The 22,603-nt window shown below is 70.4% G+C and carries 24 protein-coding genes; 18 read left to right on the top strand and 6 right to left on the bottom strand.

Features of this window, described 5'->3' with window-relative positions:
- The first annotated feature begins 5 nt into the window (after positions 1-5).
- From AC07RM_RS08585 to speB, 7 genes are read left to right on the top strand one after another with little or no spacing between them, the layout of a single operon-like run.
- On the top strand, positions 6-671 hold the full coding sequence (locus tag AC07RM_RS08585; protein ID WP_495334193.1) for an amino acid ABC transporter permease: 666 nt from the start codon (positions 6-8) through the stop codon (positions 669-671).
- A complete protein-coding gene (locus AC07RM_RS08580) occupies positions 668-1,333 on the top strand; it encodes an amino acid ABC transporter permease (RefSeq protein ID WP_093355121.1) in 666 nt (221 codons plus the stop codon). The genes AC07RM_RS08585 and AC07RM_RS08580 overlap by 4 nt, the downstream gene beginning before the upstream one ends.
- Positions 1,334-1,341: 8 nt before the next feature.
- A complete protein-coding gene (locus AC07RM_RS08575) occupies positions 1,342-2,148 on the top strand; it encodes an amino acid ABC transporter ATP-binding protein (protein WP_495334192.1) in 807 nt (268 codons plus the stop codon).
- Positions 2,145-3,482: a M20 family metallo-hydrolase gene (locus AC07RM_RS08570; RefSeq protein WP_495334191.1), complete on the top strand. Its 1,338-nt coding sequence runs from the start codon at positions 2,145-2,147 to the stop codon at positions 3,480-3,482. Before AC07RM_RS08575 ends, AC07RM_RS08570 begins: the two co-directional genes overlap by 4 nt.
- A gap of 7 nt (positions 3,483-3,489) precedes the next feature.
- Positions 3,490-4,206: a DUF1989 domain-containing protein gene (locus AC07RM_RS08565; protein ID WP_495334190.1), complete on the top strand. Its 717-nt coding sequence runs from the start codon at positions 3,490-3,492 to the stop codon at positions 4,204-4,206.
- A gap of 40 nt (positions 4,207-4,246) precedes the next feature.
- On the top strand, positions 4,247-4,891 hold the full coding sequence (locus tag AC07RM_RS08560) for a cupin domain-containing protein (RefSeq protein ID WP_093355130.1): 645 nt from the start codon (positions 4,247-4,249) through the stop codon (positions 4,889-4,891).
- A 13-nt stretch (positions 4,892-4,904) separates the two neighbouring features.
- Positions 4,905-5,849: an agmatinase gene (gene speB, locus AC07RM_RS08555; protein ID WP_495334189.1), complete on the top strand. Its 945-nt coding sequence runs from the start codon at positions 4,905-4,907 to the stop codon at positions 5,847-5,849.
- 58 nt (positions 5,850-5,907) lie between these two features.
- On the opposite strand, the gene AC07RM_RS08550 is transcribed toward speB, so the two are convergent.
- From AC07RM_RS08550 to AC07RM_RS08530, 5 genes are read right to left on the bottom strand one after another with little or no spacing between them, the layout of a single operon-like run.
- The gene (locus tag AC07RM_RS08550) at positions 5,908-6,489 is read right to left on the bottom strand and encodes a superoxide dismutase (RefSeq protein ID WP_296799746.1); all 582 of its coding nucleotides are present in this window, start codon (positions 6,487-6,489) and stop codon (positions 5,908-5,910) included.
- 46 nt (positions 6,490-6,535) lie between these two features.
- Positions 6,536-7,246, bottom strand: a complete 711-nt coding sequence (locus tag AC07RM_RS08545; RefSeq protein ID WP_495334188.1) for a helix-turn-helix transcriptional regulator — start codon at positions 7,244-7,246, stop codon at positions 6,536-6,538.
- A gap of 50 nt (positions 7,247-7,296) precedes the next feature.
- Positions 7,297-8,796, bottom strand: a complete 1,500-nt coding sequence (locus tag AC07RM_RS08540; RefSeq protein ID WP_495334187.1) for an efflux transporter outer membrane subunit — start codon at positions 8,794-8,796, stop codon at positions 7,297-7,299.
- Complete coding sequence (locus AC07RM_RS08535; protein ID WP_495334186.1) at positions 8,793-11,903, bottom strand: MexW/MexI family multidrug efflux RND transporter permease subunit; 3,111 nt, start codon at positions 11,901-11,903, stop codon at positions 8,793-8,795. The genes AC07RM_RS08540 and AC07RM_RS08535 overlap by 4 nt, the downstream gene beginning before the upstream one ends.
- The gene (locus AC07RM_RS08530; RefSeq protein ID WP_495334185.1) at positions 11,900-13,006 is read right to left on the bottom strand and encodes an efflux RND transporter periplasmic adaptor subunit; all 1,107 of its coding nucleotides are present in this window, start codon (positions 13,004-13,006) and stop codon (positions 11,900-11,902) included. Before AC07RM_RS08530 ends, AC07RM_RS08535 begins: the two co-directional genes overlap by 4 nt.
- 284 nt (positions 13,007-13,290) lie before the next feature.
- Here AC07RM_RS08530 and AC07RM_RS08525 point away from each other — a divergent pair, with 284 nt between their 5' ends.
- Complete coding sequence (locus AC07RM_RS08525; RefSeq protein ID WP_093355146.1) at positions 13,291-13,617, top strand: ArsR/SmtB family transcription factor; 327 nt, start codon at positions 13,291-13,293, stop codon at positions 13,615-13,617.
- A gap of 22 nt (positions 13,618-13,639) precedes the next feature.
- On the opposite strand, the gene AC07RM_RS08520 is transcribed toward AC07RM_RS08525, so the two are convergent.
- Positions 13,640-14,056, bottom strand: coding sequence for a DsrE family protein (locus AC07RM_RS08520; RefSeq protein WP_261215120.1), 417 nt, complete (start codon positions 14,054-14,056; stop codon positions 13,640-13,642).
- Positions 14,057-14,180: 124 nt separating this feature from the next.
- Between AC07RM_RS08520 and AC07RM_RS08515 the strand changes: the two genes are divergently transcribed.
- The 10 genes from AC07RM_RS08515 to soxB all read left to right on the top strand — a co-directional run bounded on the left by AC07RM_RS08515 (position 14,181) and on the right by soxB (position 22,568).
- Positions 14,181-15,122, top strand: a complete 942-nt coding sequence (locus tag AC07RM_RS08515; RefSeq protein ID WP_495334184.1) for an MBL fold metallo-hydrolase — start codon at positions 14,181-14,183, stop codon at positions 15,120-15,122.
- On the top strand, positions 15,119-15,589 hold the full coding sequence (locus AC07RM_RS08510) for a thioredoxin domain-containing protein (protein ID WP_495334183.1): 471 nt from the start codon (positions 15,119-15,121) through the stop codon (positions 15,587-15,589). The genes AC07RM_RS08515 and AC07RM_RS08510 overlap by 4 nt, the downstream gene beginning before the upstream one ends.
- A gap of 155 nt (positions 15,590-15,744) precedes the next feature.
- The gene (locus AC07RM_RS08505; protein ID WP_093355153.1) at positions 15,745-16,056 is read left to right on the top strand and encodes a c-type cytochrome; all 312 of its coding nucleotides are present in this window, start codon (positions 15,745-15,747) and stop codon (positions 16,054-16,056) included.
- A 19-nt stretch (positions 16,057-16,075) separates the two neighbouring features.
- The gene (gene soxC / locus AC07RM_RS08500) at positions 16,076-17,419 is read left to right on the top strand and encodes a sulfite dehydrogenase (RefSeq protein WP_495334182.1); all 1,344 of its coding nucleotides are present in this window, start codon (positions 16,076-16,078) and stop codon (positions 17,417-17,419) included.
- Positions 17,403-18,461, top strand: coding sequence for a c-type cytochrome (locus tag AC07RM_RS08495; RefSeq protein ID WP_398501401.1), 1,059 nt, complete (start codon positions 17,403-17,405; stop codon positions 18,459-18,461). Before soxC ends, AC07RM_RS08495 begins: the two co-directional genes overlap by 17 nt.
- 49 nt (positions 18,462-18,510) lie before the next feature.
- A complete protein-coding gene (soxY, locus tag AC07RM_RS08490) occupies positions 18,511-18,966 on the top strand; it encodes a thiosulfate oxidation carrier protein SoxY (protein ID WP_093355161.1) in 456 nt (151 codons plus the stop codon).
- 50 nt (positions 18,967-19,016) lie between these two features.
- On the top strand, positions 19,017-19,328 hold the full coding sequence (soxZ, locus tag AC07RM_RS08485) for a thiosulfate oxidation carrier complex protein SoxZ (protein WP_172705585.1): 312 nt from the start codon (positions 19,017-19,019) through the stop codon (positions 19,326-19,328).
- Between the two features lie 9 nt (positions 19,329-19,337).
- Positions 19,338-20,141 (top strand): sulfur oxidation c-type cytochrome SoxA, encoded by an 804-nt coding sequence (soxA, locus tag AC07RM_RS08480; RefSeq protein ID WP_093355164.1) that lies wholly within the window; start codon positions 19,338-19,340, stop codon positions 20,139-20,141.
- Positions 20,142-20,152: 11 nt separating this feature from the next.
- Positions 20,153-20,818, top strand: coding sequence for a sulfur oxidation c-type cytochrome SoxX (gene soxX / locus AC07RM_RS08475; RefSeq protein ID WP_093355166.1), 666 nt, complete (start codon positions 20,153-20,155; stop codon positions 20,816-20,818).
- 22 nt (positions 20,819-20,840) lie between these two features.
- Positions 20,841-22,568, top strand: coding sequence for a thiosulfohydrolase SoxB (gene soxB, locus AC07RM_RS08470; protein WP_495334181.1), 1,728 nt, complete (start codon positions 20,841-20,843; stop codon positions 22,566-22,568).
- The last annotated feature ends 35 nt before the right edge of the window (positions 22,569-22,603 follow it).

The following is a 22,603-nucleotide window of genomic DNA, read 5'->3' as shown; positions in this document are numbered from 1 at the left end:
TCCCGATGAACGCAACGACCCTTCTCGAGCGGCTGGCCGCCTACCTGCCCGTGCTGTTGCAGGGCGCCGTCACCACGCTGAGCGTGGCGATCGCGGCCATCGCGCTGGGCTTCGCCTGGGGCGCGGTGCTGCTGGGCCTGTCGCTGCGGCGCGGCGGCCGGGGCGTGCTGCCGGCCGCGGTGCGAACCTACCTGAGCTTCTTTCGCGGCACGCCGCTGCTGGTGCAACTGCTCATGCTCTTCTACCTGCCCAGCGCCTACGGCCTCGACCTGCCGCCGCTGCTGGTGGCCATCGTCGCGCTGGGCCTGAACTCCGCCGCGTTCCAGTGCGAGATCCTGCGCGCCGGGCTGGTGGCGGTGCCGGCCGGGCAGATCGAGGCCGCGGCCTCGTTCGGCCTGCCGCCCGCGCGCATCTTCCGCCACGTGCAACTGCCGCAGCTCGCGCGGGCCGTGTGGCCGGCCGTGGTGTCCGAGGGCGTCGACGTGGTGAAGGGCTCGGCCATCGTCTCGGTGATCTCGGTGGCCGACCTGGCGCGCGGCGGGCGGCAGATCGTGGCGGCCAACTTCAGGCCGCTCGAGGTCTATGTCTCGGTGGGCCTGTGCTACCTGCTGATGACCGGCGCGGTGCTGTGGCTCGGCCACTGGCTGCGCGGCCGGATGGAGCGGCCATGATCGACACGGCGCTCCTGGGCCAGCTGCTGCCCGCGTTCGGCGCGGCCGCGCTGCGCACCGTGCTGCTCACGCTGACGGGACTGGCGGGTGGCCTGGTCGTGGGCTTCGCCTTCCATGCGCTGCGCGAAACCGGCTGGCGCGCGGCGCGCTGGCTCTACACCGCCTACACCGCGGTGTGGCGCGGCGTGCCGTTCCTGATCCACCTGTTCATCGTCTACTTCGGCCTGCCGAGCGCGGGCCTGTCGCTCGACCCCTTCGCCGCCGCCGGCCTCACGCTCGCGGTCTACGGCGGCGCCTACTTCGCCGAGATCTTCCGCGCCTGCTGGCAGAGCATTCCGCGCGGCCAGATCGAGGCGGCGCGCTGCATGGGCCTGTCCTCGCGCCAGATCTTCGCCACCATCGAATGCCCGCAGGCCCTGCGCGCCAGCCTGCCGCTGATCGCGAGCCAGACCATCCTGCTGATGAAGGAGTCCGCGCTGGCCTCGGTCATCACCTATCCCGAACTGACGATGACCGCCGGCAAGGTGGTGTCGGAGCAGTTCGTCTACGTCGAGCCCTACCTGCTGCTGGCGCTGAGCTACTGGGGCCTGTCGCTGCTCGTCAACCGCGCGGCCGGCACGCTGCGCGCCTGGGCCGCCCTTCGAGAAAGCTCCCGTCCATGAATGCTCCCGTGACCGTTCCCATCGTCTCCCTGCGCGGCGTCGGCAAGTCCTTCGGCCCGCAGCGCGTGCTGTCGGACATCGACCTGGACATCCGCAAGGGCGAGGTCCTGTCGCTGATCGGCCCCTCGGGCTCGGGCAAGACCACGCTGCTGCGCTGCATGAACTTCCTCGAGGCCTACGACGAGGGCGAGGTCCGCATCCGCGGCGCGCTGCTCGGCTACCGCCGCAACGCGGCCGGCGCGCTGGCCCGCGAGAGCGAGCGCGTCGTCGCCGAGGTGCGCGCGCCGGTGGCCATGGTGTTCCAGCAGTTCAACCTGTGGCCGCACATGACGGTGCTGGCCAACGTGATGGCGCCGCTCACGCTGGCCAAGGGGCTGCGCGCGGACCAGGCCCGGGCCGTGGCCGGCGAGGCGCTGGCGCGCGTGGGCATGTCGGCCAAGGCCGATGCGCGGCCGCCCCAGCTCAGCGGCGGCCAGCAGCAGCGCGTGGGCATCGCGCGCGCGCTCGCGGTCGGGCCCGAGGTGATGCTGCTCGACGAGCCGACCTCCGCGCTCGATCCCGAGCTGGTCGACGAGGTGCTCGAGGTGATCAAGTCGCTGTCGCGCGGCGGCATGACCATGATCATGGTCACGCACGAGATGAGCTTCGCGGCCGAGGTGTCGGACCGGATCGTGTTCATGGAGAAGGGCCGCATCGTGACGATCGGCACGCCGCGCGAGGTGATCCACGCGCCGACCCATCCGCGCATCCAGGCCTTCCTGCAGCCGTGGATTCGCCGCAGCCTCGGCCAGCCCGCGGCGGGAGCGCTCGCATGAACGCGCTCGACGAGATGCGGGACGCGGCCCTCGCGGGCGACGTGGCGCGCGCGGTCGGCACCGCGAGCCTCGAGGCCCGGCTGCGTGGCCTGGCGGCGCATGGCGCCGTCGGCGCGGGCACCGGCGGCGGCGTGGCGCGGCAGGCGCTGTGCGCGCACGAGCTGGCCGCGCGGCGCTGGCTGGTGCAGCCGTTCGCGCGCCGGTCCGGCTACCGCGTCGGCATCGACGCCGCCGCCAACGTGTTCGTCCGGCGCGACGGGCAGGACCCGACGTTGTCTCCAGCCATGACCGGCAGCCACATCGACACCCAGCCCCTGGGCGGCTGGCTCGACGGCGCCTTCGGCGTCGCGGCGGGCCTGGAGGTGTTCGATGCGCTCGACCGCCTCGGCCTGCGCACCCGCCGGCCGATCGACGTCGCCATGTGGACCAACGAGGAAGGCTCGCGCTTCGCGCCCGGGCTGATGGGCTCGGTCGCCTTCACCGCGCCGCAGCGGCTCGAGGCCTTCCTCGGCGTGCGCGACGGCGACGGCCTGCGCTTCGAGGCCGCGCGCGATGCCGCCGTGGACGACCTGCGCGCGGAAGCACTGCGCCAGGGCTGGGCCTGGATGGACACGCCGCTCGCGCGCCCGGTGCATGGCTACATCGAGGCGCACATCGAGCAGGGCCCGGTGCTGGAGGCCGAGGGCCTGCAGGTCGGCTGCGTGAGCGCGATCCAGGGCGTGCGCTGGTTCCGCATCACGGTGCCGGGGCGCAGCGCGCACGCGGGCACCACGCCGCTGGCCGCGCGCGACGACGCGCAGGCCAAGGCCGTGCGCATGGCCCATGCGCTGCTCGAGCACGCGGCGCGGTGCGGCGACGACCGGCTGCGCCTCACCATCGGTCGCTGGGAGTGCAGCCCCGGGTCGATCAACACCATTGCCGACCGGGTCGTCTTCACCGTCGATGCGCGCCATCCCGAGGCCGCCGCGCTCGATGCGGTGCGCGTGCTCGTCGATACGGCGCTGCCGGCCGGCGGCCAGCTCGAGGTGCTGCAGGACAAGCCCACCGTGCGCTTCGATGCCGCGCTCGCGGGCCTGGCGCGCGAGGCCTGCGCCGCGCTGCAACTGAGCCACCGCGAGATGCTGTCGGGCGCCTTCCACGACGCCATGCCGCTGGCCGGCTTCTGCCCCAGCGCGATGCTGTTCGCGCCCAGCCGTGGCGGCGTGAGCCACCACCCCGACGAAGACACCCCCATCGACGACCTCGCGGCCTGCACGCGCGCCCTGGCCTGGTGCCTCGCGCGGCTGGCCGGGCCGCTCGTTTCCTCCACCCCTCCCGAAGCTTCAAAGGACTAGCCAGACCATGGACGACCAAGCCACTTCCTCTTCCCACACCCATGCCCATGTGGCCGACAACGGCGAACCCGTCGGCGCCAACCGCACGCTGCGCGAGCCCGTGTCGGCCGACGGCACGCCCGAACTCGGCAAGCGCTACGAAGTGCCCGCGCGCAACGGCCGCGCCGTGCGGCTCTCCAAGGGCCAGGTGATCCGCGTCATCAACACGCACGGCAGCCAGGTGTGCGACTTCTGGGCCTTCAAGGCCGACGACCTCAGCGAGTTCATGTCGATGGAGCATGCGCGCGCCGTGATCGACCGCATCATGCCCAGGGCCGGCGATCCGCTCGCCACCAACCGCCGCCGTCCCATCATGACGCTCGTGGCCGACACCTCGCCCGGCGTGCACGACACGCTCATGGCCGCCTGCGACGCCTACCGCTACCAGAACCTCGGCGTGACCGAGTACCACGACAACTGCGCCGACAACATGCGCATGGCGCTCAAGGCCATCGGCCTGCGCGCGCGAGAGGTGCCGCAGCCGCTCAACCTGTGGATGAACATCCCGGTGGGCCCGGGCGGCGGCGTAGACTGGCTGCCGCCCGTCTCCAAGGCCGGCGACCATGTGGATCTGCGCGCCGAGATGGACTGCGTGGTCGTCATGTCGGCCTGCCCGCAGGACATCGTTCCCATCAACGACAACCGCCCGGTCGAAGTGCACTTCACCGTGCTGGCGGATGCCTGAGCTTTCCGGCGCGCCGCCGGCCCACTGACGACTCGACGCCATGCGCACTGCCAAGAAGACCACCGCCATTCCCGCTGCCGCCGCCGCCTCGCCGGCACCGGTGGACGCAGACCCGGACCTCGCGCTGTCGGCGCTGGGCCCGCGGCTCAAGCATGCGCGCATGGTGCGAAGTCTCACGCTGAAGGCGCTCGCCGATGCCGCCGGCTGTTCCGAAAGCCTGCTGTCGCGCGTGGAGCGCGGCCAGGTCATGCCCTCGCTGGCCAACCTGCACCGCCTCGCGCGCGCGCTCGACACCAACGTCGCCGAGCTCACGGCCTCGTTCGCGCCGCCCATGTCGCCGGTGACGCGCGCCTCCGAACGCCCCGTGATCGAGTTCACCGGCCTGCGCGGCAAGAAGCGCGGCGTGAAGCTCGAGCGCGTGATCGTGCCGATCCGCGGCCAGCTGCTGCAGGCCGACATCCACGTGCTCGAGCCCAAGGCCGAGAGCCTGGAGCAGATCGCGCACGTCGGCGAGGAAATGGGCTACGTGATCGAGGGCGAGTTCGAGCTGCGCCTGGGCGACGAGGTCTACCGGCTGTCGGCCGGCGACTCCTTCTATTTCTCCAGCGACGTGCCGCACAGCTACCGCAATCCCGGCAAGACCCAGACCCGGGTGCTGTGGACCAACACCCCGGCCACGTTCTGAACCCGTTCCCGCCATGCAAACAGACACCGCCATGCAGACGCTGCCGCGCTACAGCGGCATCCCGACCTTCATGCGCGTGCCCTTCGCGCAACGCCTCGAGGACTTCGACATCGCCCTGGCCGGCGTGCCCTTCGACGGCGGCGTGACGGCGCGTCCCGGCGCGCGCTACGGCCCGCGCGAGATCCGCAACATGTCGTCGATGACGCGCGCCATCCACCACGTCACCGGCTTCAATCCCTTCGAGGCCTGCCGCGTGGCCGACGTGGGCGACGTGCCCTTCACCGACGTGTTCCACCTCGAGCGCTCGCACGAGGACATCCGCCGCTTCTTCGAGCCCTTGTTCGCGGCCGGCAAGACGGTGCTGGCCGCGGGCGGCGACCACTCGATCACCTTCCCGGTGTTCCAGGCGATGAAGCCGCTCCGGCCGCTGGGCATGGTGCACATCGATGCGCACACCGACACCTGGGACGACTTCCTCGGTTCCAAGTTCAGCCATGGCTCGCCATTCCGCCGCGCGGTCGAGGCCGGGCTGCTCGACCCGAAGCGCACCATCCAGATCGGCATCCGCGGCGCGCAGAACTCCGACCAGGGCTGGCGCTATTCGCTCGACAGCGGCATGCGCGTGGTCTTCATCGAGGAGTTCGAGGCCAGGGGCGTCGAGGCGATCGTGCGGGAGGCGCGGCGCATCGTCGGCGACGGGCCGACCTACCTGTCGCTCGATGTCGATGGGCTGGACCCGGTGTTCGCGCCGGGCACCGGCACGCCCGAGATCGGCGGCATGACCACGCGCGAGACGCTGGGCCTGCTGCGCGGCCTCGACGGGCTCGACTTCGTGGGTGGGGACGTGGTCGAGGTGTCGCCGCCCTACGACCCCTCGGGCAGCACCGCGCTGCTGGGCGCGACGCTGATGTACGAGATCCTCTGCCTGCTGGCGCGCAGCGTGGCTTCGCGGCGCTGAAGCAGGGGTTCGGGGCGCCTCGCGGGCACGCCCCGAACCCGATCGACCCCGGGGTCGATCAGCCGAAGTTCTTCTCGGCGAAGTCCCAGTTGACCAGCTTGGCCAGGAAGGTCTCCACGAACTTGGGACGCAGGTTGCGGTAGTCGATGTAGTAGGCGTGTTCCCAGACGTCGACCGTCAGCAGCGCCGTGTCGGCGGTCGTCAGCGGGGTGCCGGCGGCGCCGGTGTTCACGATGTCCACGCTGCCGTCGGGCTTCTTCACCAGCCAGGTCCAGCCCGAGCCGAAGTTGCCCACGGCCGACTTCACGAAGGCTTCCTTGAAGGCATCGAAGCTGCCCCACTTGGCGTCGATGGCCTTGGCCAGCGCGCCGCTGGGAGCACCGCCGCCTTGCGGCTTCATGCAGTTCCAGAAGAAGGTGTGGTTCCAGATCTGGGCCGAGTTGTTGTAGATGCCGCCGCTGGACTTCTTGACGATCTCTTCGAGCGTGAGCGACTCGAACTCGGTGCCCTTCTGCAGGTTGTTGAGGTTCACCACATAGGCGTTGTGGTGCTTGCCGTAGTGGTACTCGAGGGTCTCCTTCGAGTACTCGGGTGCCAGCGCGTCGAGGGCGTAGGGCAGGGGAGGCAGGGTGTGTTCCATCGTGGGGTCCTTCTGGTTGATAAAAAGAAAAAGAGGCGGGGGGCGCTCAGTCGGCGCCCTTGCTTGGTTTGATGCGGGTCTTGTCGCCGGCCTTGGGAACGACGCGGTAGGCGCAGCGCCGCGCGCCCGCGAGCACGTGCTCGACGCGGCTCACGCTCACGTCGGGCCCGAGCACCTCGTCGAAGAGCTGCAACTCGCTGCGGCAGAAGCCCGTGCAGGCGCGCGCCGCGGTGCAGATCGGGCAATGGTTCTCGATGAAGAGGAAGCCCTCGCCCTCGTCGTCGGCGCGGTACTCGGCCATGTAGCCCTCGCGGCTGCGCACCTCGGCCAGCCGCTCGAGCCGCGCGCCGATGCCGCGCGCGCCGCGCAGGGCCTCGCGGTAGGTGCTGCGCATGGTCTCCTCGCGCGCGCCGATCAGCTGGTCCATGCCCTTCTCGCCGAACACCTGGATCACGGCGCTGATCATCTGCACCGTCATCTCGGCATGCGTGTCGGGAAAGCGTGCGTGGCCCGAGGCCGTGAGCCGCCAGATCTGCGTCGGCCGGCCGCGCCCGGCGCTGCGGCTCTCGGCGTCGACCAGGCCCTCGGCCTGCAGCTTGGCCATCTGCTGGCGCACCGCCTCCACCGTGACCTGCAGCACCTTGGCGATGTCGGGAATGCCGAGCGCGCCGCGGGTCTTGAGCGTCGAGAGGATGCGGTCGGCCGGCTGGTGCGGGGTCCAGGCGGGCTTGGCGTCGGCGGTGTCGTTGGCGGACATGGCGCGGTCTTCGTGGGGAGCGGAACGGAAAGGCGGCAACCCTTGCATTGTCAGGTGCTTGGGGCGTCCTTCGCAGAAACGCCCGAAAGCCCCTTGGCCGCGCCCTCGTCGCGGCCCGCGGTCGAGGCATCGGGTGCCTGCCATCCGCCGCCCACGGCCTTGTAGAGCGCGACCAGGCTGGTGTACGAGGCGGTCTCGGCCTCGGCCACCGCATCCTGCGCGCGCAGCAGCGTGCGCTGCGCGTCGAGCACCGACAGGTAGGGCGCGGCGCCTTCGCGGTAGCGCACCTCGGCCAGCTCGGCCGCGCGCGCGCTCTGTTCCGAGGCCACCACCAGGCTTTGCAGCCGCTGCTGGTTCTGGCCGTAGCCGGTGAGTGCGTTCTCCACGTCCTCGATGGCGCGCAGCACGGTCTGCTCGTAGGCTGCGCGTTCGCCCTGCGCGCGGGCCTGCGCGCCGCGCAGTTGCGCGCGCACCGAGCCCAGCCGCAGCGCGGGCCAGCTCAGGCCCGGCGTGAGGCTGAAGGCGCGGCTCGACCCGCTGCCCAGGTCCGAGCCGCGCAGCGCGATGAAGCCGAGGAAGCCGCCGATGTCGAGCCGCGGGTACAGCGCGGCCGTGGCCGCGCCCACGTCGGCCGTGCTCGCGGCCAGGCCGCGCTCGGCGCGCAGCACGTCGGGCCGGCGGCGCAGCAGGTCGCCGAGGTCGCCCACGGGCAGCCGCTTGGCGAGCAGCTGCAGCGGCCGCGGCGCGAGCATCGGCTCGAGCTCGGCCGGCTGCAGCGCCGCGAGCACCGCCACGCGGTGCGCGGCCTGGCGGCGCGCGGTCTCGAACAGCGGCAGCTGGGCCTCGGTGCTCGCGAGGTTGGCGCGCGCGCTCGCGAGGTCGCCCGCGAGGCCGCGGCCGATGCCGACCTGGGCCTCGGTCACGCGCAGGCTGTCGCGCAGGCTCTGCAGCGTGCGCTGCGTCACCGCGAGCCGCTGCTCGGCGCCGCGCATCTCGTAGTAGTTGCGCGCGAGCTCGGCCACCACCACGATGCGCGCCTGCTCGAGGTCGGCAGCCTGCGCCTCGGCGCGCGCGCTGGCGGCCTCGTCGAGCCGGCGCAGGCGGCCGAACAAGTCGATCTCCCAGCCGGCGTCGAAGCCGAGGCGGCTGCTCTCGGCCAGCGTGCGGGCCTCGGCCGGCACGCCGTTGCCCTGCGCGATGCTGCGGGTCTTGCTCGCACCCATCGTCACGGTGGGCCAGCGGTCGAGCTCGGCCTCGTCCTGCACGGCGCGGGCTTCGAGCAGCCGCGCCTGCGCGATGCGGATGTCGTGGTTGGCGGCCAGCGTGCGCTCGATCAGCGCGTCGAGCTGCGCATCCTCGAGCTGGCGCCACCAGTCGCGCTGCACCGCGTCGGGCGCGAACAGGTGGCGTTCGGGCGCGGCGATCGTCACCGGCGAGGTCTCGGGCGCCGCGTAGCGCGGGCCGACCGCGCAGCCGGCCAGCAGCAGCGCCGTGGCCAGCGTCGACAGGGAAAGGGTCAAGGCCTTCATGGTCGTTCTCCGATGCGTCATGCGTGGCCGCCTGCCGTGGCCGGCGCGGCGGGGCCGTCCTCCAGCGCCTCGAGCTCGGCCGCGCGCTTCGACTGGCCCGCGGCGCGGTGGTCACGCGCCAGCAGCGTGTACATCGTGGGCAGCACGAACAGCGTGAACAGCGTGCCCACCAGCATGCCGACCACGATCACCAGCCCGATGCTGAAGCGGCTGTTGGCGCCCGCGCCGCTCGCGAACAGCAGCGGCACCAGGCCCACCACCATCGCGGCCGTGGTCATCAGGATCGGCCGCAGGCGGATGCGCGCGGCCTCCTCGATCGAGGCGCGGCGGTCGAAGCCCTTGCGCATCTGGATCTCGTTGGCGAACTCCACCATCAGGATGCCGTGCTTGCTGATCAGCCCGATCAGCGTCACCAGCCCGATCTGGGTGTAGATGTTGATGGTCGCGAAGCCCAGCGCCAGCGGCACCAGCGCGCCGCAGATCGACATCGGCACGCTGACCAGGATGATCAGCGGGTCGCGCAGGCTCTCGTACTGCGCGGCCAGCACCAGGTAGATCACGACGATCGCGAACACGAAGGCCAGCACCAGCGCCGAGCCCTCCTGCGTGAACTGGCGCGCGTCGGACTGCCAGTCGTAGCTGAAGCCGGCCGGCAGCTTCTTCGCCTCGGCGCTCAGGAAGGCCACCGCGTCGCCCATGGTCACGCCGGGCATCGGAATGGCCTGGAAGGTGGCGGCATTGAGCTGGTTGAACTGCGTGAGCTTGTTCGGGCCCACGCTGGTCGACAGCTGCACCAGGTTGGCCAGCGGCACCGGCTGGCCGCTCGCGCTCTTCACGAAGTAGCGCGACAGCGCCTCGGCCGTCAGCCGCTGCTCGCGCGGCGTCTGCGGAATCACGTCGTAGGAGCGGCCGTCCATGCCGAAGCGGTTGACGTAGTTCTCGCCCACCAGCACGGCCAGCGTGTCGCCGATCGACTTCATGGTCACGCCCAGGCTGTTGGCCTTGGCGCGGTCCACGCGCACCTCGACCACCGGGTTGTTGAACTCGAGGTCGCTGTCGACCACGGCGAACTTGCCGCTCTCGCGCGCCGACTTCTTGAGCGCCTCCATGGCCTCGAACACGCTGCGGTGGTCGCCCGGGCTGCGGATCACCATCTGCACCGGCAGCCCGCCGGTGGAGCCCGGCAGCGAGGGCAGCTGGAAGGCGAAGATGTTGCTGCCTTCCACCGCGCCCATGCTGCCCTGCACCTCGTGCTGGATCTGGTCGGCGTTGCGCTTGCGGTCCTTCCAGTCGGACAACTGCACGCCGCCGATCGAGTTCGACACGCCGTCGGAGCCGTTGATCAGCCAGCGGCCGGTGTTCTCGGGCAGCGCGGCGAACACGTCGTCCCACTTCTTGCCGAACTTCTCGACGTAGTCGATGTTGGCGTGCTGCGGCGACTTGATCGCGGTCAGCACCATGGCCTGGTCCTCGCCGGGCGCGAGCTCACGCTGCGCGGCGTTGTAGAGGAAGGGCAGGCTCACCAGCACCACCGCGGCCAGCGCGCCCGTCACCCAGCGGTGGCGCAGCGACACGTCGAGCACGCGGCCGTAGCCGGTGGCCAGGCGGTGGAAGAAGCCCTCGGCCAGCCGCGCCATGCGCGTGCCGGTGGCGTCCTGAGGCAGCAGGAAGGAACTCATCACCGGCGACAGCGTGAGCGCGATCACGCCCGACACCACCACCGCGCCCGCGAGCGTGAAGGCGAACTCCTTGAACAGCGAGCCGGTGAGCCCGCCCATCAGGCCGATGGGTGCATAGACCGCGGCCAGCGTGAGCGTCATCGCGATCACCGGGCCGGCCACCTCGCGCGCGCCGATCAGCGCGGCCTGCACGCGCGACTTGCCTTCCTCGATGTGGCGGTGCACGTTCTCCACCACCACGATCGCGTCGTCCACCACCAGCCCGATCGCCAGCACCATCGCCAGCAGGGTGAGCAGGTTGATCGAGAAGCCGAACACCAGCATCAGCGCCGCGGCGCCCAGCATCGACAGCGGGATCGTCACCACCGGGATCAGCACCGCGCGCACCGAGCCCAGGCACAGGAAGATCACCAGCACCACGATCACCACCGCCTCGAGCAGCGTGTGGCGCACCTCGTCGATCGAGGCCTCGATGAAGCGCGCGAGCTCGAACGGCAGCTGCACCTCCACGCCCGCGGGCAGGTTCTGCTTGATGCCGGGCAGCAGCTCGCGGATGCGCTTCACGATCACCAGCGGGTTGCCGTTGGGCGCGGCCTGCAGGCCGAGGTAGATGGCCTTGTCGCCGTCCATCATCGCGCTGACGTCGGCGCTCGCCGCGCCCAGCTCGACCGTGGCCACGTCGCCCAGGCGCACCAGCGCATCGCCGTCGCGCTTGATCACCATGTCGCGGAACTCGGCCACGTTCACCAGGTCGGTGTTGACACGGATGTTCGACACCACGTACAGGCCCTTGACCTGCCCCGGCGCCGCCTGCACGTTGTTCTGGCGCAGCGCGTCGGCCAGCTCGCCGGCCGAGATGCCGCGCGCGGCCATGCGGTTGGCGTCGAGCCACACGCGCATCGCCAGCGTCTGGCCGCCCGAGACCTCCACGCCCGACACGCCCTCGATCGACGCGAACTGCGGCTGCACCACGCGCGAGAGGTAGTCGGTGAGCGCGGGCACGCCCATGGTCTTGCTCGAGAAACCCACGTAGGCCACGGCCGTGGCCTCGCCCGATGACTTGAGGATCACCGGGTCGAAGGCCTCCTGCGGCAGCCGGTACTTGACCTGGCTCACCTGCGCCATCGCCTGCGTGAGCGCCTGGTTGGCGTCGGCGTTGAGCTTCATGCGCACGGTGATCACGCTGCGGCCCAGCGTGGACGAGGACGACAGGTAGTCGACGTTCTCGATCGTGGCCACCGCCTGCGCGATCGGCTGCGTGACGAAGCCCTGCATCAGCTCGGGCGAGGCGCCCGGGTACTGGGTGGTGATGGTCAGCGTGGTGCTCTCGGTCAGCGGGTACTGGCGCACCGGCAGCGAGCCGAGGGCGCGCGCGCCCAGCAGCAGGATCAGCGTGCTCACCACCAGCGCCAGCACGGGCCGGCGCACGAACAGGTCGGTGAATCTCATGACTTGCGCTCCTGCGCGGCCAGCGTGTCCTGCGCCATCGGCTGCACCGCGGCGCCGCCGTACAGGCGCAGCTGGCCCGAGGTCACGACGCGCTCGCCGGCCTTCAGGCCCTTCTCGATCACCACCTGGCCGTCCTGCCGGTCGCCGGCCGTCACGAACAGCTGCTGCACCACGAAGCCTTCGCCCTTGTCGGCCGGGCGCACCACGTAGACCGAGTCGCCGTGCGTGCTGTAGGTGAGGGCGGTCTCGGGCACGGTGATGGCGTCGGCGCGCGGCGGCAGCGCCACGCGCGCGCTCACGTACATGCCGGGCGCGAGCGCGCCGTCGGCGTTGTCGATCGCGGCCTGCAGCCGCACGGTGCGCGTGTCGCTGCCGATCTGCGGCTCGATCGCGCTGAGCCGGGCCTGGAAGGCGCGGCCGGGCCAGGCGTCGACGTTGAGCAGCACCTGCTGGTTGCGCTGGAGCGCGGGCAGGGCGGCCTCGGGCAGGGTGATGGTCGCGAGCAGCGTGCGGGCATCGGTCAGCGAGACCAGCGCATCGCCGGCACGCACGAACTGCCCGAGGTTGACCTTGCGCAGGCCCAGCCGGCCGTCGAAGGGCGCCACGATGCGCTTCTGGGCGATCTGCGCCTGCAGCCGCCGCAGTTCGCCGCTGGCCTGGTCGTAGCCGGCCTGCGCCTGGTCGAGCTGCTCCTGCGTGGCGGCCTGCTGCGGCAGCAGCCGGCGCGTGCGCTCGAGCAGCGCCCTGGCATTGGCACGCTGCGCCTGCAGGCGTTCGAGGTCGCCCTGCTCGGGCGCGTCGTTGAGCTGCACCAGCAGCTGGCCCGCGCGCACCTCGGCGCCCGCGGTGAAGAGGATCTTCGCGATCCGCCCCTCCGCTTCGGCCGGCACTTCCACCTGCCGGTTCGCCTCCAGCGTGCCGATGCCGCCGAGGAAGCGCGGCAGTTCGGTCTGCCGCGCGACGGCCACCGCCACCTGCGCCGGCGGCATGCCGCCACCGCCGCCGTCGGCCGCCTTCGATTTCGCCACGAGGCCGTAGCCGGCCCCTCCCACCACCACTGCCGCGAGGCCGGCTCCGAGCCAGGCCCTTGATCGTGCGTTCATGATCTTACCATTATTAATCAAAGAAAGTGCTTGGATTATTGGCGGGCTCGCGCGGGCCTGTCGAATAAAGGAAAGCAATGCCCCCGATGAAGGCGGGCTATCCGGGTCGTGTCGTGCATCTGGAATCTCCGAAAGTCGAGCGGCACATGCCGCTGCTTCGAAGACGGGCCATGGGGGCGGTTTGTGACGCGCGCGGCGCGCGCGATTCACCGGCGCGGCGGCCGTGCATTGCGCGCGGAGCCGGGGGCCGATGTACATTGCGGCCTGCTCAGGAATCTTTCAGCATGGCCACCAAGTCCCGAAAAAAGCCCGCGGCCGTCACCGAGGACGAGGTCTTCGACATCGCTGCCGAGCTGTTCCGGGCCATGGCCGCGCCCATGCGGCTGAAGATCGTCAGCCTGCTGTGCAACGGCGAGAAGAACGTGAGCGAGCTGCTGGCCGAGATCGACACCACGCAGCCCAACATGTCGCAGCACCTCAACACCCTCTACCAGGCAGGCGTGCTCGCGCGGCGCCGCGAGGGCGTGAGCATCTACTACAGCATCGCGAACGAGACCGTGGTGGCGCTGTGCCGCAGCATCTGCGTGCAGATCGCCATCGAGCAGGCCTGAGGCCCGTGCCGGGCCGCCGCCCTCAGGGCTTCAGGTAGACGTAGCCTTCCTGCGCCTGCAGCCGTGCCACCTCGGCCACGCCCGAGGGCACCACCTTCGCTTCCATCAGCAGCCGGCCCGCGTCGATGTTGCGCGTGGTCAGCGTGTTGTTGCAGACGTCGAACACCACGCCGCGCGCGGCCAGCGCGCTCACCGGGCCGCTGAACTCGCGGCCCTTGCTGTCCTTCGCGTCGCTCAGCAGGAAATCGATGCCGGGCCCGTGCGTGACCACCACGATCTTCGCCTTCGGGTCGGCGTTCAGGTGGTTCGTGATGTTGGCGAGGATGGCCGCGCTGGTCTCCACGCCGGTGTTGACGTGATAGACCGCCTTGACCACCTGCTGCGCGCCGGCGAACGAGGCCGCGATGGCGAGAAGGAACGCGATGAATGCCTGTCTCATGGGGAAACCCTCGGTCGTTGTCGTGGTCCCCAAAATATCATCTTCTACTTATATTTACAGCCGGGCAAGTCCGGGGTCGCGCGGCGATGCATCGCGCGACGATGGAAAAAAGAGAGACGCCACGATGTTCCCGCTCCTTCTTCGCGCGCTGTTGCCGCTGGCCTTCGGCCTCTTCGTGGCGAGCGCGGGTGCCGCGCCCGACATCGCGCCGCGCGCCGTCGCGCCCGATGTCTACTACGTGCAGGGCGTGCCGGCACTGGGCTCGGCCGAGAACCAGAACTTCATCTCGAACGCGGGCTTCGTCGTCACGCGCGACAGCGTGGTGCTGATCGATGCGCTCGGCTCGCCGGCCGCGGCCGAGCGGCTGGTGCGGGAGATTCGCCGCATCACGCCCAAGCCGATCAGCCACGTGATCCTCACGCACTACCACGCCGACCACATCTACGGCCTGCAGGTGTTCAAGGCGCTGGGCGCGCGGGTGATCGCGCATGCGCTGGCCAGGACCTACCTGTACTCCGACGCGGCGCGGCTGCGTCTGGAGGCCTCGCGCAAGGACCTCGCGCCGTGGATCGACGAGAACACGCGGCTGGTGCCGGCCGATGTCTGGCTCGAGGGCCGCACCGAGATGACGATCGGCGGCACGCGCTTCGTGATCCAGCCCGCGGGCCCGGCCCACACGCCCGAGGACCTCGCGATCTACCTGCCGCGGCAGCAGGTGCTGTTCTCGGGCGACGTGGTGTTCCGCAACCGCATTCCCTACGTGGGCACGGCCGACAGCCGCCACTGGATCGCGGCGCTCGATGCGCTGCTCGCGCTCGACGCGCGCACCATCGTGCCGGGCCACGGGCCGGCCTCCTCCGATCCGAAGCAGGACCTGCAGCTCACACGCGACTACCTCGTGTTCCTGCGCGAGGCCATGCGCAAGGCCGCGGCCGACATGACGCCCTTCGAGGAAGCCTATGCGGCCACCGACTGGTCGCGCTACGAAGCCATGCCGCTGTTCAAGGCCGCGAACCGCATGAATGCCTACAACACCTACCTGCTGATGGAGCAGGAGACGCGATGAACGCGCGCGGCCCGACACGGCGCCTGGCCCTCGCCGGCATCGCGCTGTCTTGCGCATGGCCCGTGGCGCATGCGGCCGAGTCGGCGCTGCCCGCGCCGGACTCGCTGGCCGATGCGCTCGCCAGTGCGCTCGCGCGTTCACAGCCTTTGGTCGTGATGGCCAGCCTGCGCGGCTGTCCCTTCTGCCGCATCGTGCGCGAGCACTACCTGATGCCCGAGCTGGCGACGGGCCTGCCCGTGGTGCAGATCGACCTGCGCGACCGCCGCATGGTGCGCGACTTCGACGGCACGCCGCGCACGCACGAGGCCATGCTCGCGGCCTGGGGCATCGCGGTCGCGCCCACGCTGCTGTTCTTCGGCCGCGGCGCGCGCGAGGTCGCCGAGCGGCTCGCGGGCGGGGCCTCGGATTTCTACGGCGCCTACCTCGAGCAGCGGTTGAACCAGGCCCGCGCGGCCGTGCGCGTGTGATCGCGAGCTAGCGTTATGCATGAGCGTGCCGAGCGGGTTTCCCCCAGGCACGAAGCCCTTCCCATCGACGCACGGACTCCTAAAATCAATACATAACGATTTACTTATTTAACGATGAAACTGGCAGCTTCGATGCGAGTTTCGAGGAGACGAAATTGAAGTTGTTGCCGTCGCTCGCGGTCGCCGCCGCATTGCTGATCTGCGTCCAGGCGCATGCGAGCAAGGAGCTGGCCCAGAAGAATGCCTGCCTCGCCTGCCACGCGACCGACAAGAAGCTCGTGGGCCCGGCCTACCAGGACGTCGCGAAGAAGTACGCGGGCCAGTCCGATGCGCTGGCCGTGCTCACCGCGAGCATCCAGAAGGGCAGCAGCGGCAAGTGGGGCCCGGTGCCGATGCCGGGCCAGCCCGCGCTGAGCGAGGCCGACGCCAAGTCGCTGGCCGCGTGGGTGCTGGGCGGCGCCAAGTAGGCGGTTGCGAAGGCCTGCGATGAGCAACATCCAGCAGCCCGGCCAGGTGCGCAAGGCGCCCGAGAACTTCGTCGACGCGCAGGGCGTGCGCACCGTGTTCTCGGAAGCGCGCAAGGGCCGCCGCGATTTCATCCGCGGTGCCTTCGCGGCCGCCGTCGCGGGCGGCGCGGCAACGTCGGCGTTCGCGCAGGCCGATGGCGATCCCGCGATCCTCCAACTGCCCGCGCACAGCACCGGCCTCGGCCAGCCCGTGGTCACCGACGGCTACGGCAAGCCCTCGAAGTACGAGGCCAACGTACAGCGCCGCCAGAGCCCCGGCCTCACGCCGACCGCGCAGGCCTCGGTCTCGTTCGCGCCGCTGCAGTCGCTGTTCGGCATCGTCACGCCCAGCGGCCTGCACTTCGAGCGCCATCACCAGGGCTGGTGGGACATCGATCCTTCGAAGCACCGCCTGATGATCAACGGCCTCGTGAAGGCCGCGAAGGTCTTCACGCTCGACGAGCTGATGCGGCTGCCCTCGGTGTCGCGCTTCCACTTCATCGAGTGCGGCGCCAACACCGGCATGGAGTGGGGCAATGTCGCGGTGCCCACCGCGCAGTACACGCACGGCATGCTGTCGTGCAGCGAATTCACGGGCGTGCCGTTGATCACGCTGCTCGAGATGGCCGGCGCCGACCTCAAGGGCGAGCGCTTCGTGCTGGCCGAGGGCGCGGACGGCTCCTCGATGACGCGCACCATCCCGATGAGCCTGGTGCGCTCGGGCGAGGTGCTGGTGGCCTACGGCCAGAACGGCGAGATGCTGCGGCCGGAGCAGGGCTATCCGCTGCGCCTGGTGGTGCCGGGCGTGCAGGGCGTGAGCTGGGTCAAGTACCTGCGCCGCATCGAGCTCGGCGACATGCCCTACGGCACCAAGGACGAGACCGTGCACTACGTCGACCTGATGCCCGACGGCCAGCATCGCCAGTACACCAGCGTGCAGGAATGCAAGAGCGTGGTGACCACGCCCTCGGGCGGGCAGACGCTGCTGGACAAGGGCTTCTACAACATCACCGGCCTGGCCTGGTCGGGGCGCGGCAAGGTGAAGCGCGTCGACGTCAGCGTGGACGGCGGGCGCAACTGGCGCAGCGCGCGGCTCGAGTCGCCGGTGCTCTCGAAGTGCCTCACGCGCTTCAACATCGACTGGGCGTGGGACGGTTCGCCCGCGATCATCCAGAGCCGCGCGATGGACGACACCGGCTACGTGCAGCCCAGCTACCGCCAGCTGCGCGCGGTGCGCGGCACACGCTCGATCTATCACAACAACGCGATCCAGTCCTGGCAGGTGCAGGCGAGCGGGGAGGTGGCGAATGTCCAGCTCGGCTAGCCGCATCGTGCTGCGCGCGCTGCTGGCGATCGCGGGCTGCGGCGTCTGCATCGCCGCCTGGGCGCAACCGAAGGCCGCCTACCCGGGCATCGGGCGCGACGCCACGCCGAAGGAAGTGGCGGCCTGGGACATCGACGTGCGCCCCGACTTCAAGGGCCTGCCCAAGGGCTCGGGCTCGGTCGCGCGCGGCCAGGACATCTGGGAGGGCAAGTGCGCCTCCTGCCACGGCGTGTTCGGCGAATCGAACCAGGTGTTCAGCCCCATCGTCGGCGGCACCACGGCCGAGGACATCAAGACCGGCCACGTCGCGCGGCTCAAGGACCCGGCCTTCCCGGGCCGCACCACGCTGATGAAGGTGGCGAGCCTCTCGACCGTCTGGGACTACGTCTACCGCGCCATGCCCTGGAACCAGCCCAAGTCGCTGACGCCCGACGACGTGTTCGCCGTCACCGCCTACATGCTGAACCTCGGCGGCATCGTGCCCGACGACTTCACGCTGTCGGACCGCAACATCCGCGAGGTGCAGGCGCGCATGCCGAATCGCAACGGCACCACCACCGCGCATGCGATGTGGCCGGGCAACGAGTTCGGCCGCGCGGCGAAACCCGACGTGGCGGCGGTCGCCTGCATGCGCGACTGCGTGCCTGCCACGCAGACCGTGTCGCAGCTGCCGCCGCATGCGCGCGGCAGCCACGGCAACCTCGCCGAGCAGAACCGGCTGGTGGGCCCGCAGCGCGGCATCGACACCGCGCCGGCCGCGAAGACCGGCGCGCCGGCAGCCGCCGCGCCCACCTCGAAGGCCCCGCTCGCCGTGCTCGAGAAGAACAGTTGCGTCGCCTGCCACGGCATGACGCAGAAGCTCGTCGGCCCCGCCTTCTCCGACATCGCGAAGAAATACCCGGGCCAGGTCGACCACCTGCTCGAGAAGATCAAGAGCGGCGGCAGCGGCGTATGGGGTGCGATCCCGATGCCGCCGCAGACCATCGGCGACGACGATGCCAGGGCCGTGGCGCGCTGGCTCGCCGAAAGCGCCGGGCCATGACATCGCAACGGCGCACCCGGCCCACCATCGATTCGACAGGAGACAAGCCATGAAGAACCGCAGACAGATCCTCCAGCAGTCCGCCGCGCTCGCGGGCCTCGCCGCCACCGGCGCCTGGCTGCCGGCCAGCGCGCTGGCCTATACCAAGGAAGCCTTCGAGGCCAAGAGCGTGGCCGATGCGCTCAAGGCCATCGGCGCGGGCACGCCCACCGAGAGCAAGGAGGTCACGATCACCGGCCCCGACATCGCCGAGAACGGCGCCGTGGTGCCGCTGAGCGTCGCGACCTCGCTGGCCGGCGTGAAGCAGCTGATGCTGCTGGTCGAGAAGAACCCGAACGCGGTGGTCGCGATCTTCAACACCTCGGAGTTCGTCGAGGCGAACTTCACCACGCGCGCCAAGCTGGGCCAGTCCTCCGACGTGTACGCGATCGCCGTCATGAACGACGGCAAGGCGCTGTTCGCGAAGAAGGAAGTCAAGGTCACGCTGGGCGGCTGCGGCGGCTGACGCCGGCGCCAGTCCCCCCACGAAGAAACAACGAGAGAAGGAGACCCACCATGGCAGATCCCATGCGCATCCGCGCCCAGGCCGCGGGCGACAAGACGACCGTCCGCATCCTGATGGCGCACGAGATGGAAACCGGCCAGCGCAAGGACGCCGCGGGCAAGACCATCCCGGCCTGGTTCATCCAGGAGGTCACGGCCTCGCTCAACGGCAAGACCGTGCTCACGGCCGACTGGGGCCCCGCGGTCTCGAAGAACCCGTTCATGCAGTTCACGCTCAAGGGCGCGAAGGCGGGCGACAAGATCTCGGTGACCTGGAAGGACAACCGCGGCGACACCCGCACCGACGAAGCCACCGTCAGCTAGGCGGTCGCCATGCGCAAGATCCCACTCCCGTGCCTGCTGCTGCTGGCGGGCAGCCTGTCGCTGCATGCCGCCGCGCAGAAGACCACCGCCGAAGGCATCGCCGAGTACCGCGCGCTGCTGCAGGACGGCAACCCGGCCGAGCTGTTCGAGGCCAAGGGCGAAGACCTCTGGAAGCAGAAGCGCGGGCCCAAGGGGGCCTCGCTCGAGAAGTGCGACCTCGGCAAGGGCCCGGGCGTGGTCAAGGGCGCGTTCGCCGAACTGCCGCGCCACTTCGCCGACACCGGCCGCGTGCAGGACATGGAGTCGCGCCTGTTGACCTGCATGCAGACCCTGCAGGGCTTCGATGCCGCCGAGATCGCGAAGACGCCGTTCGGCAGCGGCGAGCAGAAGAACCTCGAGGCGCTGGTGGCCTGGATCTCGGCCGAGTCGAAGGGCATGGCGCTGAACCTGCCGCAGTCGCATGCGAGCGAGCGTCGCGCCTACGAGGTGGGCAAGCGCCTGTTCTTCCTGCGCGCCGGCCCGCACGACTTCGCCTGCGCCACCTGCCATGGCGCCGACGACAAGCGCATCCGGCTGCAGGACCTGCCGAACCTCACGAAGAGCCCCGGTGCCGGCGACGGCTTCGGTGCCTGGCCGGCCTACCGCGTGTCCTCGGGCGAGCTCTGGGGCATGCAGCGGCGGCTCAACGACTGCTTCCGCCAGCAGCGCTTTCCCTACCCGGGCTATGCCAGCGACGTGACCATCGCGCTGGCCGTGTACATGGGCGTCAACGGCAAGGGCGTGAAGACCACGGCCCCGGCCATCAAGCGCTGAAGGAACGCGACATGAATGCCGACCACATCCTGGGCGCCGTCGCGGTCGCCTGCGCGCTGGCCCTGTTCGGCTGCGCGAGCGCCGACAGCGCGGCCGACATCGACCGCTACACGGCCGAGGCCCTGAAGAGCTCGTTCCGTGACCAGGGCATCGCCAAGGTCGACCGCCTCGTGCAGGACCCGGCCAACCGCGCCTGCAGCGAGGCCGACGCCAGCGGCAAGCCGCTCGACGAGAAGACCGCCAAGGAGATCGAGGCGGCCAACATGAAGACCATCCGCTGGCCCGCCGACGGCAGGTTCGTCGGCGACTGGCGCGAGGGCGAGAAGATCGCGCAGAACGGGCGCGGCCTGACCTGGACCGACGCGGCCGCCTCCGCCAAGGGCCCGGCCAACGGCGGCAACTGCTACAACTGCCACCAGATGTCGAAGGAGGAGATCTCCTTCGGCACCCTCGGCCCCAGCCTCTACCAGTACGGCAAGCTGCGCGGCGTGAGCGACCCGGCGGCCGCGGCCTCGAAGCCGATCGTCGACTACACCTGGGGCAAGCTCTGGAACGCGCGCGCCTACAACGCCTGCTCGAACATGCCGCGCGTCGGCCATTCGGGCATCCTCGACGAAGCACAGATCCGCGACGTGATGGGGCTGCTGCTCGATCCGCAGTCGCCGGTCAACCGATAGACGCAGAGGGCCCGCCGTTTCCATGAACCTTTCCAAGCGCGAGTTCCTGCAACTGCTGGGCGCCGGCAGCGTGGCCGGCCTGGGCCTGGGGCGCCACGACGGCGCCGGCGCGGCCGGTGCCGTCGATGCGATGTACGTGCTGCCGCGCTTCGGCAACGTGTCGCTGCTGCACATGACCGACTGCCATGCGCAGCTCAAGCCGCTGTACTTCCGCGAACCCAGCGTGAACATCGGCCTGGGCAGCATGCGCGGCAAGGTGCCGCACCTGGTCGGCGAGCAGTTGCTCAAGGCCGCGGGCGTCGCGCCCGGCACGCGCGTGGCGCATGCGCTCACGCACCTCGACTTCGACCGTGCGGCACAGCGCTACGGCAAGGTCGGCGGCTTCGCGCACCTCGCCACCCTGGTGAAGCAGCTCAAGGCCAGCCGGCCCGGCGCGCTGCTGCTCGACGGCGGCGACACCTGGCAGGGCTCGGCCACCTCGCTGTGGACCCAGGCGCAGGACATGGTCGATGCCTGCAAGCTGCTCGGCGTCGACGTGATGACCGGCCACTGGGAGTTCACCTACGGCATGGAGCGCGTGAAGGAGATCATCGAGAAGGACTTTGCGGGCCGCGTCGAGTTCGTCGCGCAGAACGTCAAGACCGCCGACTTCGGCGACCCGGTCTTCAAGCCCTACGTCATGCGCGAGATCAACGGCGTGCCCTGCGCCATCGTGGGCCAGGCCTTTCCCTACACGCCGATCGCCAACCCGCGCTACATGGTGGCCGACTGGACCTTCGGCATCCAGGACGACAACCTGCAGCGCGTGGTGGACGAGGCGCGTGCCAAGGGCGCGCAGGTGGTGGTCGTGCTCTCGCACAACGGCATGGACGTCGATCTCAAGATGGCCAGCCGCGTGCGCGGCGTCGACGCCATCCTCGGCGGTCACACGCACGACGGCACGCCCATGCCCACGCTGGTGAGCAATGCCGGCGGCCAGACCATCGTGGTCAACGGCGGCTCCAACGGCAAGTTCCTCGGCGTGCTCGATTTCGAGGTCAAGGGCAAGAAGGTCAGCGACTTCCGCTATCGCCTGCTGCCGGTGTTCTCCGACCTGATCCCGGCCGACCGCGAGATGGACGCGCTGATCACGCGCATCCGCGCGCCCTACGAAGCGAAGCTGTCCGAAACCCTGGCGCACACCGACGGCACGCTGTACCGGCGCGGCAACTTCAACGGCACCGGCGACCAGCTGCTGCTCGACGCGCTGATGGAGGTGCAGGACGCGCCGATCGCCTTCTCGCCCGGTTTCCGCTGGGGCACCTCGCTGCTGCCGGGCCAGCCCATCACGCGCGAATGGCTGATGGACATGACCGCCACCACCTACTCGTACGCCACCGTCACGCCGATGAGCGGCGAGATGCTCAAGACCGTGCTCGAGGACGTCTGCGACAACCTGTTCAACCCCGACCCCTACTACCAGCAGGGCGGCGACATGGTGCGCGTGGGCGGCCTGCAGTACGCCTGCGATCCCACGGCCGCGATGGGCCAGCGCATCCAGGACATGCGCCTGGACGGCAAGCCCATCGAGGCCGGCCGCACCTACAAGGTGGCGGGCTGGGCGCCGGTCAGCGAGGAGGCGCGCAGCGCCGGCAACAAGCCGGTGTGGGAGGTGATCGAGCCCTGGCTGAAGTCGCGCAAGTTGGTGGCCGCGCGCGCGCCCGAGGCGCCGGTGCTGAAGAACGTCGCGCCCAATCCGGGGCTGGCCTGACGGCCGTCGGCGGGCGCGTGGCCCCGCGCCGCGCT

It is taken from the genome of Variovorax sp. GW821-FHT09B05, assembly GCF_059418265.1.
The sequence above is the reverse complement of the archived record's forward strand: the minus strand, read 5'-3'. Positions and strand labels throughout refer to the sequence as shown.

What these genes read in the sequence shown, in the direction of transcription:
- AC07RM_RS08545 (WP_495334188.1), bottom strand. Translation starts at nt 7,246, where the DNA reads ATGTCCGCCAACGACACCGCCGACGCCAAGCCCGCCTGGACCCCGCAC.
- AC07RM_RS08530 (WP_495334185.1), bottom strand. Translation starts at nt 13,006, where the DNA reads ATGAACGCACGATCAAGGGCCTGGCTCGGAGCCGGCCTCGCGGCAGTG.
- AC07RM_RS08565 (WP_495334190.1), top strand. Translation starts at nt 3,490, where the DNA reads ATGGACGACCAAGCCACTTCCTCTTCCCACACCCATGCCCATGTGGCC.
- AC07RM_RS08515 (WP_495334184.1), top strand. Translation starts at nt 14,181, where the DNA reads ATGTTCCCGCTCCTTCTTCGCGCGCTGTTGCCGCTGGCCTTCGGCCTC.
- AC07RM_RS08585 (WP_495334193.1), top strand. Translation starts at nt 6, where the DNA reads ATGAACGCAACGACCCTTCTCGAGCGGCTGGCCGCCTACCTGCCCGTG.
- AC07RM_RS08580 (WP_093355121.1), top strand. Translation starts at nt 668, where the DNA reads ATGATCGACACGGCGCTCCTGGGCCAGCTGCTGCCCGCGTTCGGCGCG.
- AC07RM_RS08550 (WP_296799746.1), bottom strand. Translation starts at nt 6,489, where the DNA reads ATGGAACACACCCTGCCTCCCCTGCCCTACGCCCTCGACGCGCTGGCA.
- AC07RM_RS08540 (WP_495334187.1), bottom strand. Translation starts at nt 8,796, where the DNA reads ATGACGCATCGGAGAACGACCATGAAGGCCTTGACCCTTTCCCTGTCG.
- AC07RM_RS08525 (WP_093355146.1), top strand. Translation starts at nt 13,291, where the DNA reads ATGGCCACCAAGTCCCGAAAAAAGCCCGCGGCCGTCACCGAGGACGAG.
- soxX (WP_093355166.1), top strand. Translation starts at nt 20,153, where the DNA reads ATGAATGCCGACCACATCCTGGGCGCCGTCGCGGTCGCCTGCGCGCTG.
- soxB (WP_495334181.1), top strand. Translation starts at nt 20,841, where the DNA reads ATGAACCTTTCCAAGCGCGAGTTCCTGCAACTGCTGGGCGCCGGCAGC.
- AC07RM_RS08535 (WP_495334186.1), bottom strand. Translation starts at nt 11,903, where the DNA reads ATGAGATTCACCGACCTGTTCGTGCGCCGGCCCGTGCTGGCGCTGGTG.
- AC07RM_RS08520 (WP_261215120.1), bottom strand. Translation starts at nt 14,056, where the DNA reads ATGAGACAGGCATTCATCGCGTTCCTTCTCGCCATCGCGGCCTCGTTC.
- AC07RM_RS08560 (WP_093355130.1), top strand. Translation starts at nt 4,247, where the DNA reads ATGCGCACTGCCAAGAAGACCACCGCCATTCCCGCTGCCGCCGCCGCC.
- speB (WP_495334189.1), top strand. Translation starts at nt 4,905, where the DNA reads ATGCAAACAGACACCGCCATGCAGACGCTGCCGCGCTACAGCGGCATC.
- soxA (WP_093355164.1), top strand. Translation starts at nt 19,338, where the DNA reads ATGCGCAAGATCCCACTCCCGTGCCTGCTGCTGCTGGCGGGCAGCCTG.
- AC07RM_RS08510 (WP_495334183.1), top strand. Translation starts at nt 15,119, where the DNA reads ATGAACGCGCGCGGCCCGACACGGCGCCTGGCCCTCGCCGGCATCGCG.
- AC07RM_RS08495 (WP_398501401.1), top strand. Translation starts at nt 17,403, where the DNA reads ATGTCCAGCTCGGCTAGCCGCATCGTGCTGCGCGCGCTGCTGGCGATC.
- soxY (WP_093355161.1), top strand. Translation starts at nt 18,511, where the DNA reads ATGAAGAACCGCAGACAGATCCTCCAGCAGTCCGCCGCGCTCGCGGGC.
- soxZ (WP_172705585.1), top strand. Translation starts at nt 19,017, where the DNA reads ATGGCAGATCCCATGCGCATCCGCGCCCAGGCCGCGGGCGACAAGACG.
- soxC (WP_495334182.1), top strand. Translation starts at nt 16,076, where the DNA reads ATGAGCAACATCCAGCAGCCCGGCCAGGTGCGCAAGGCGCCCGAGAAC.
- AC07RM_RS08570 (WP_495334191.1), top strand. Translation starts at nt 2,145, where the DNA reads ATGAACGCGCTCGACGAGATGCGGGACGCGGCCCTCGCGGGCGACGTG.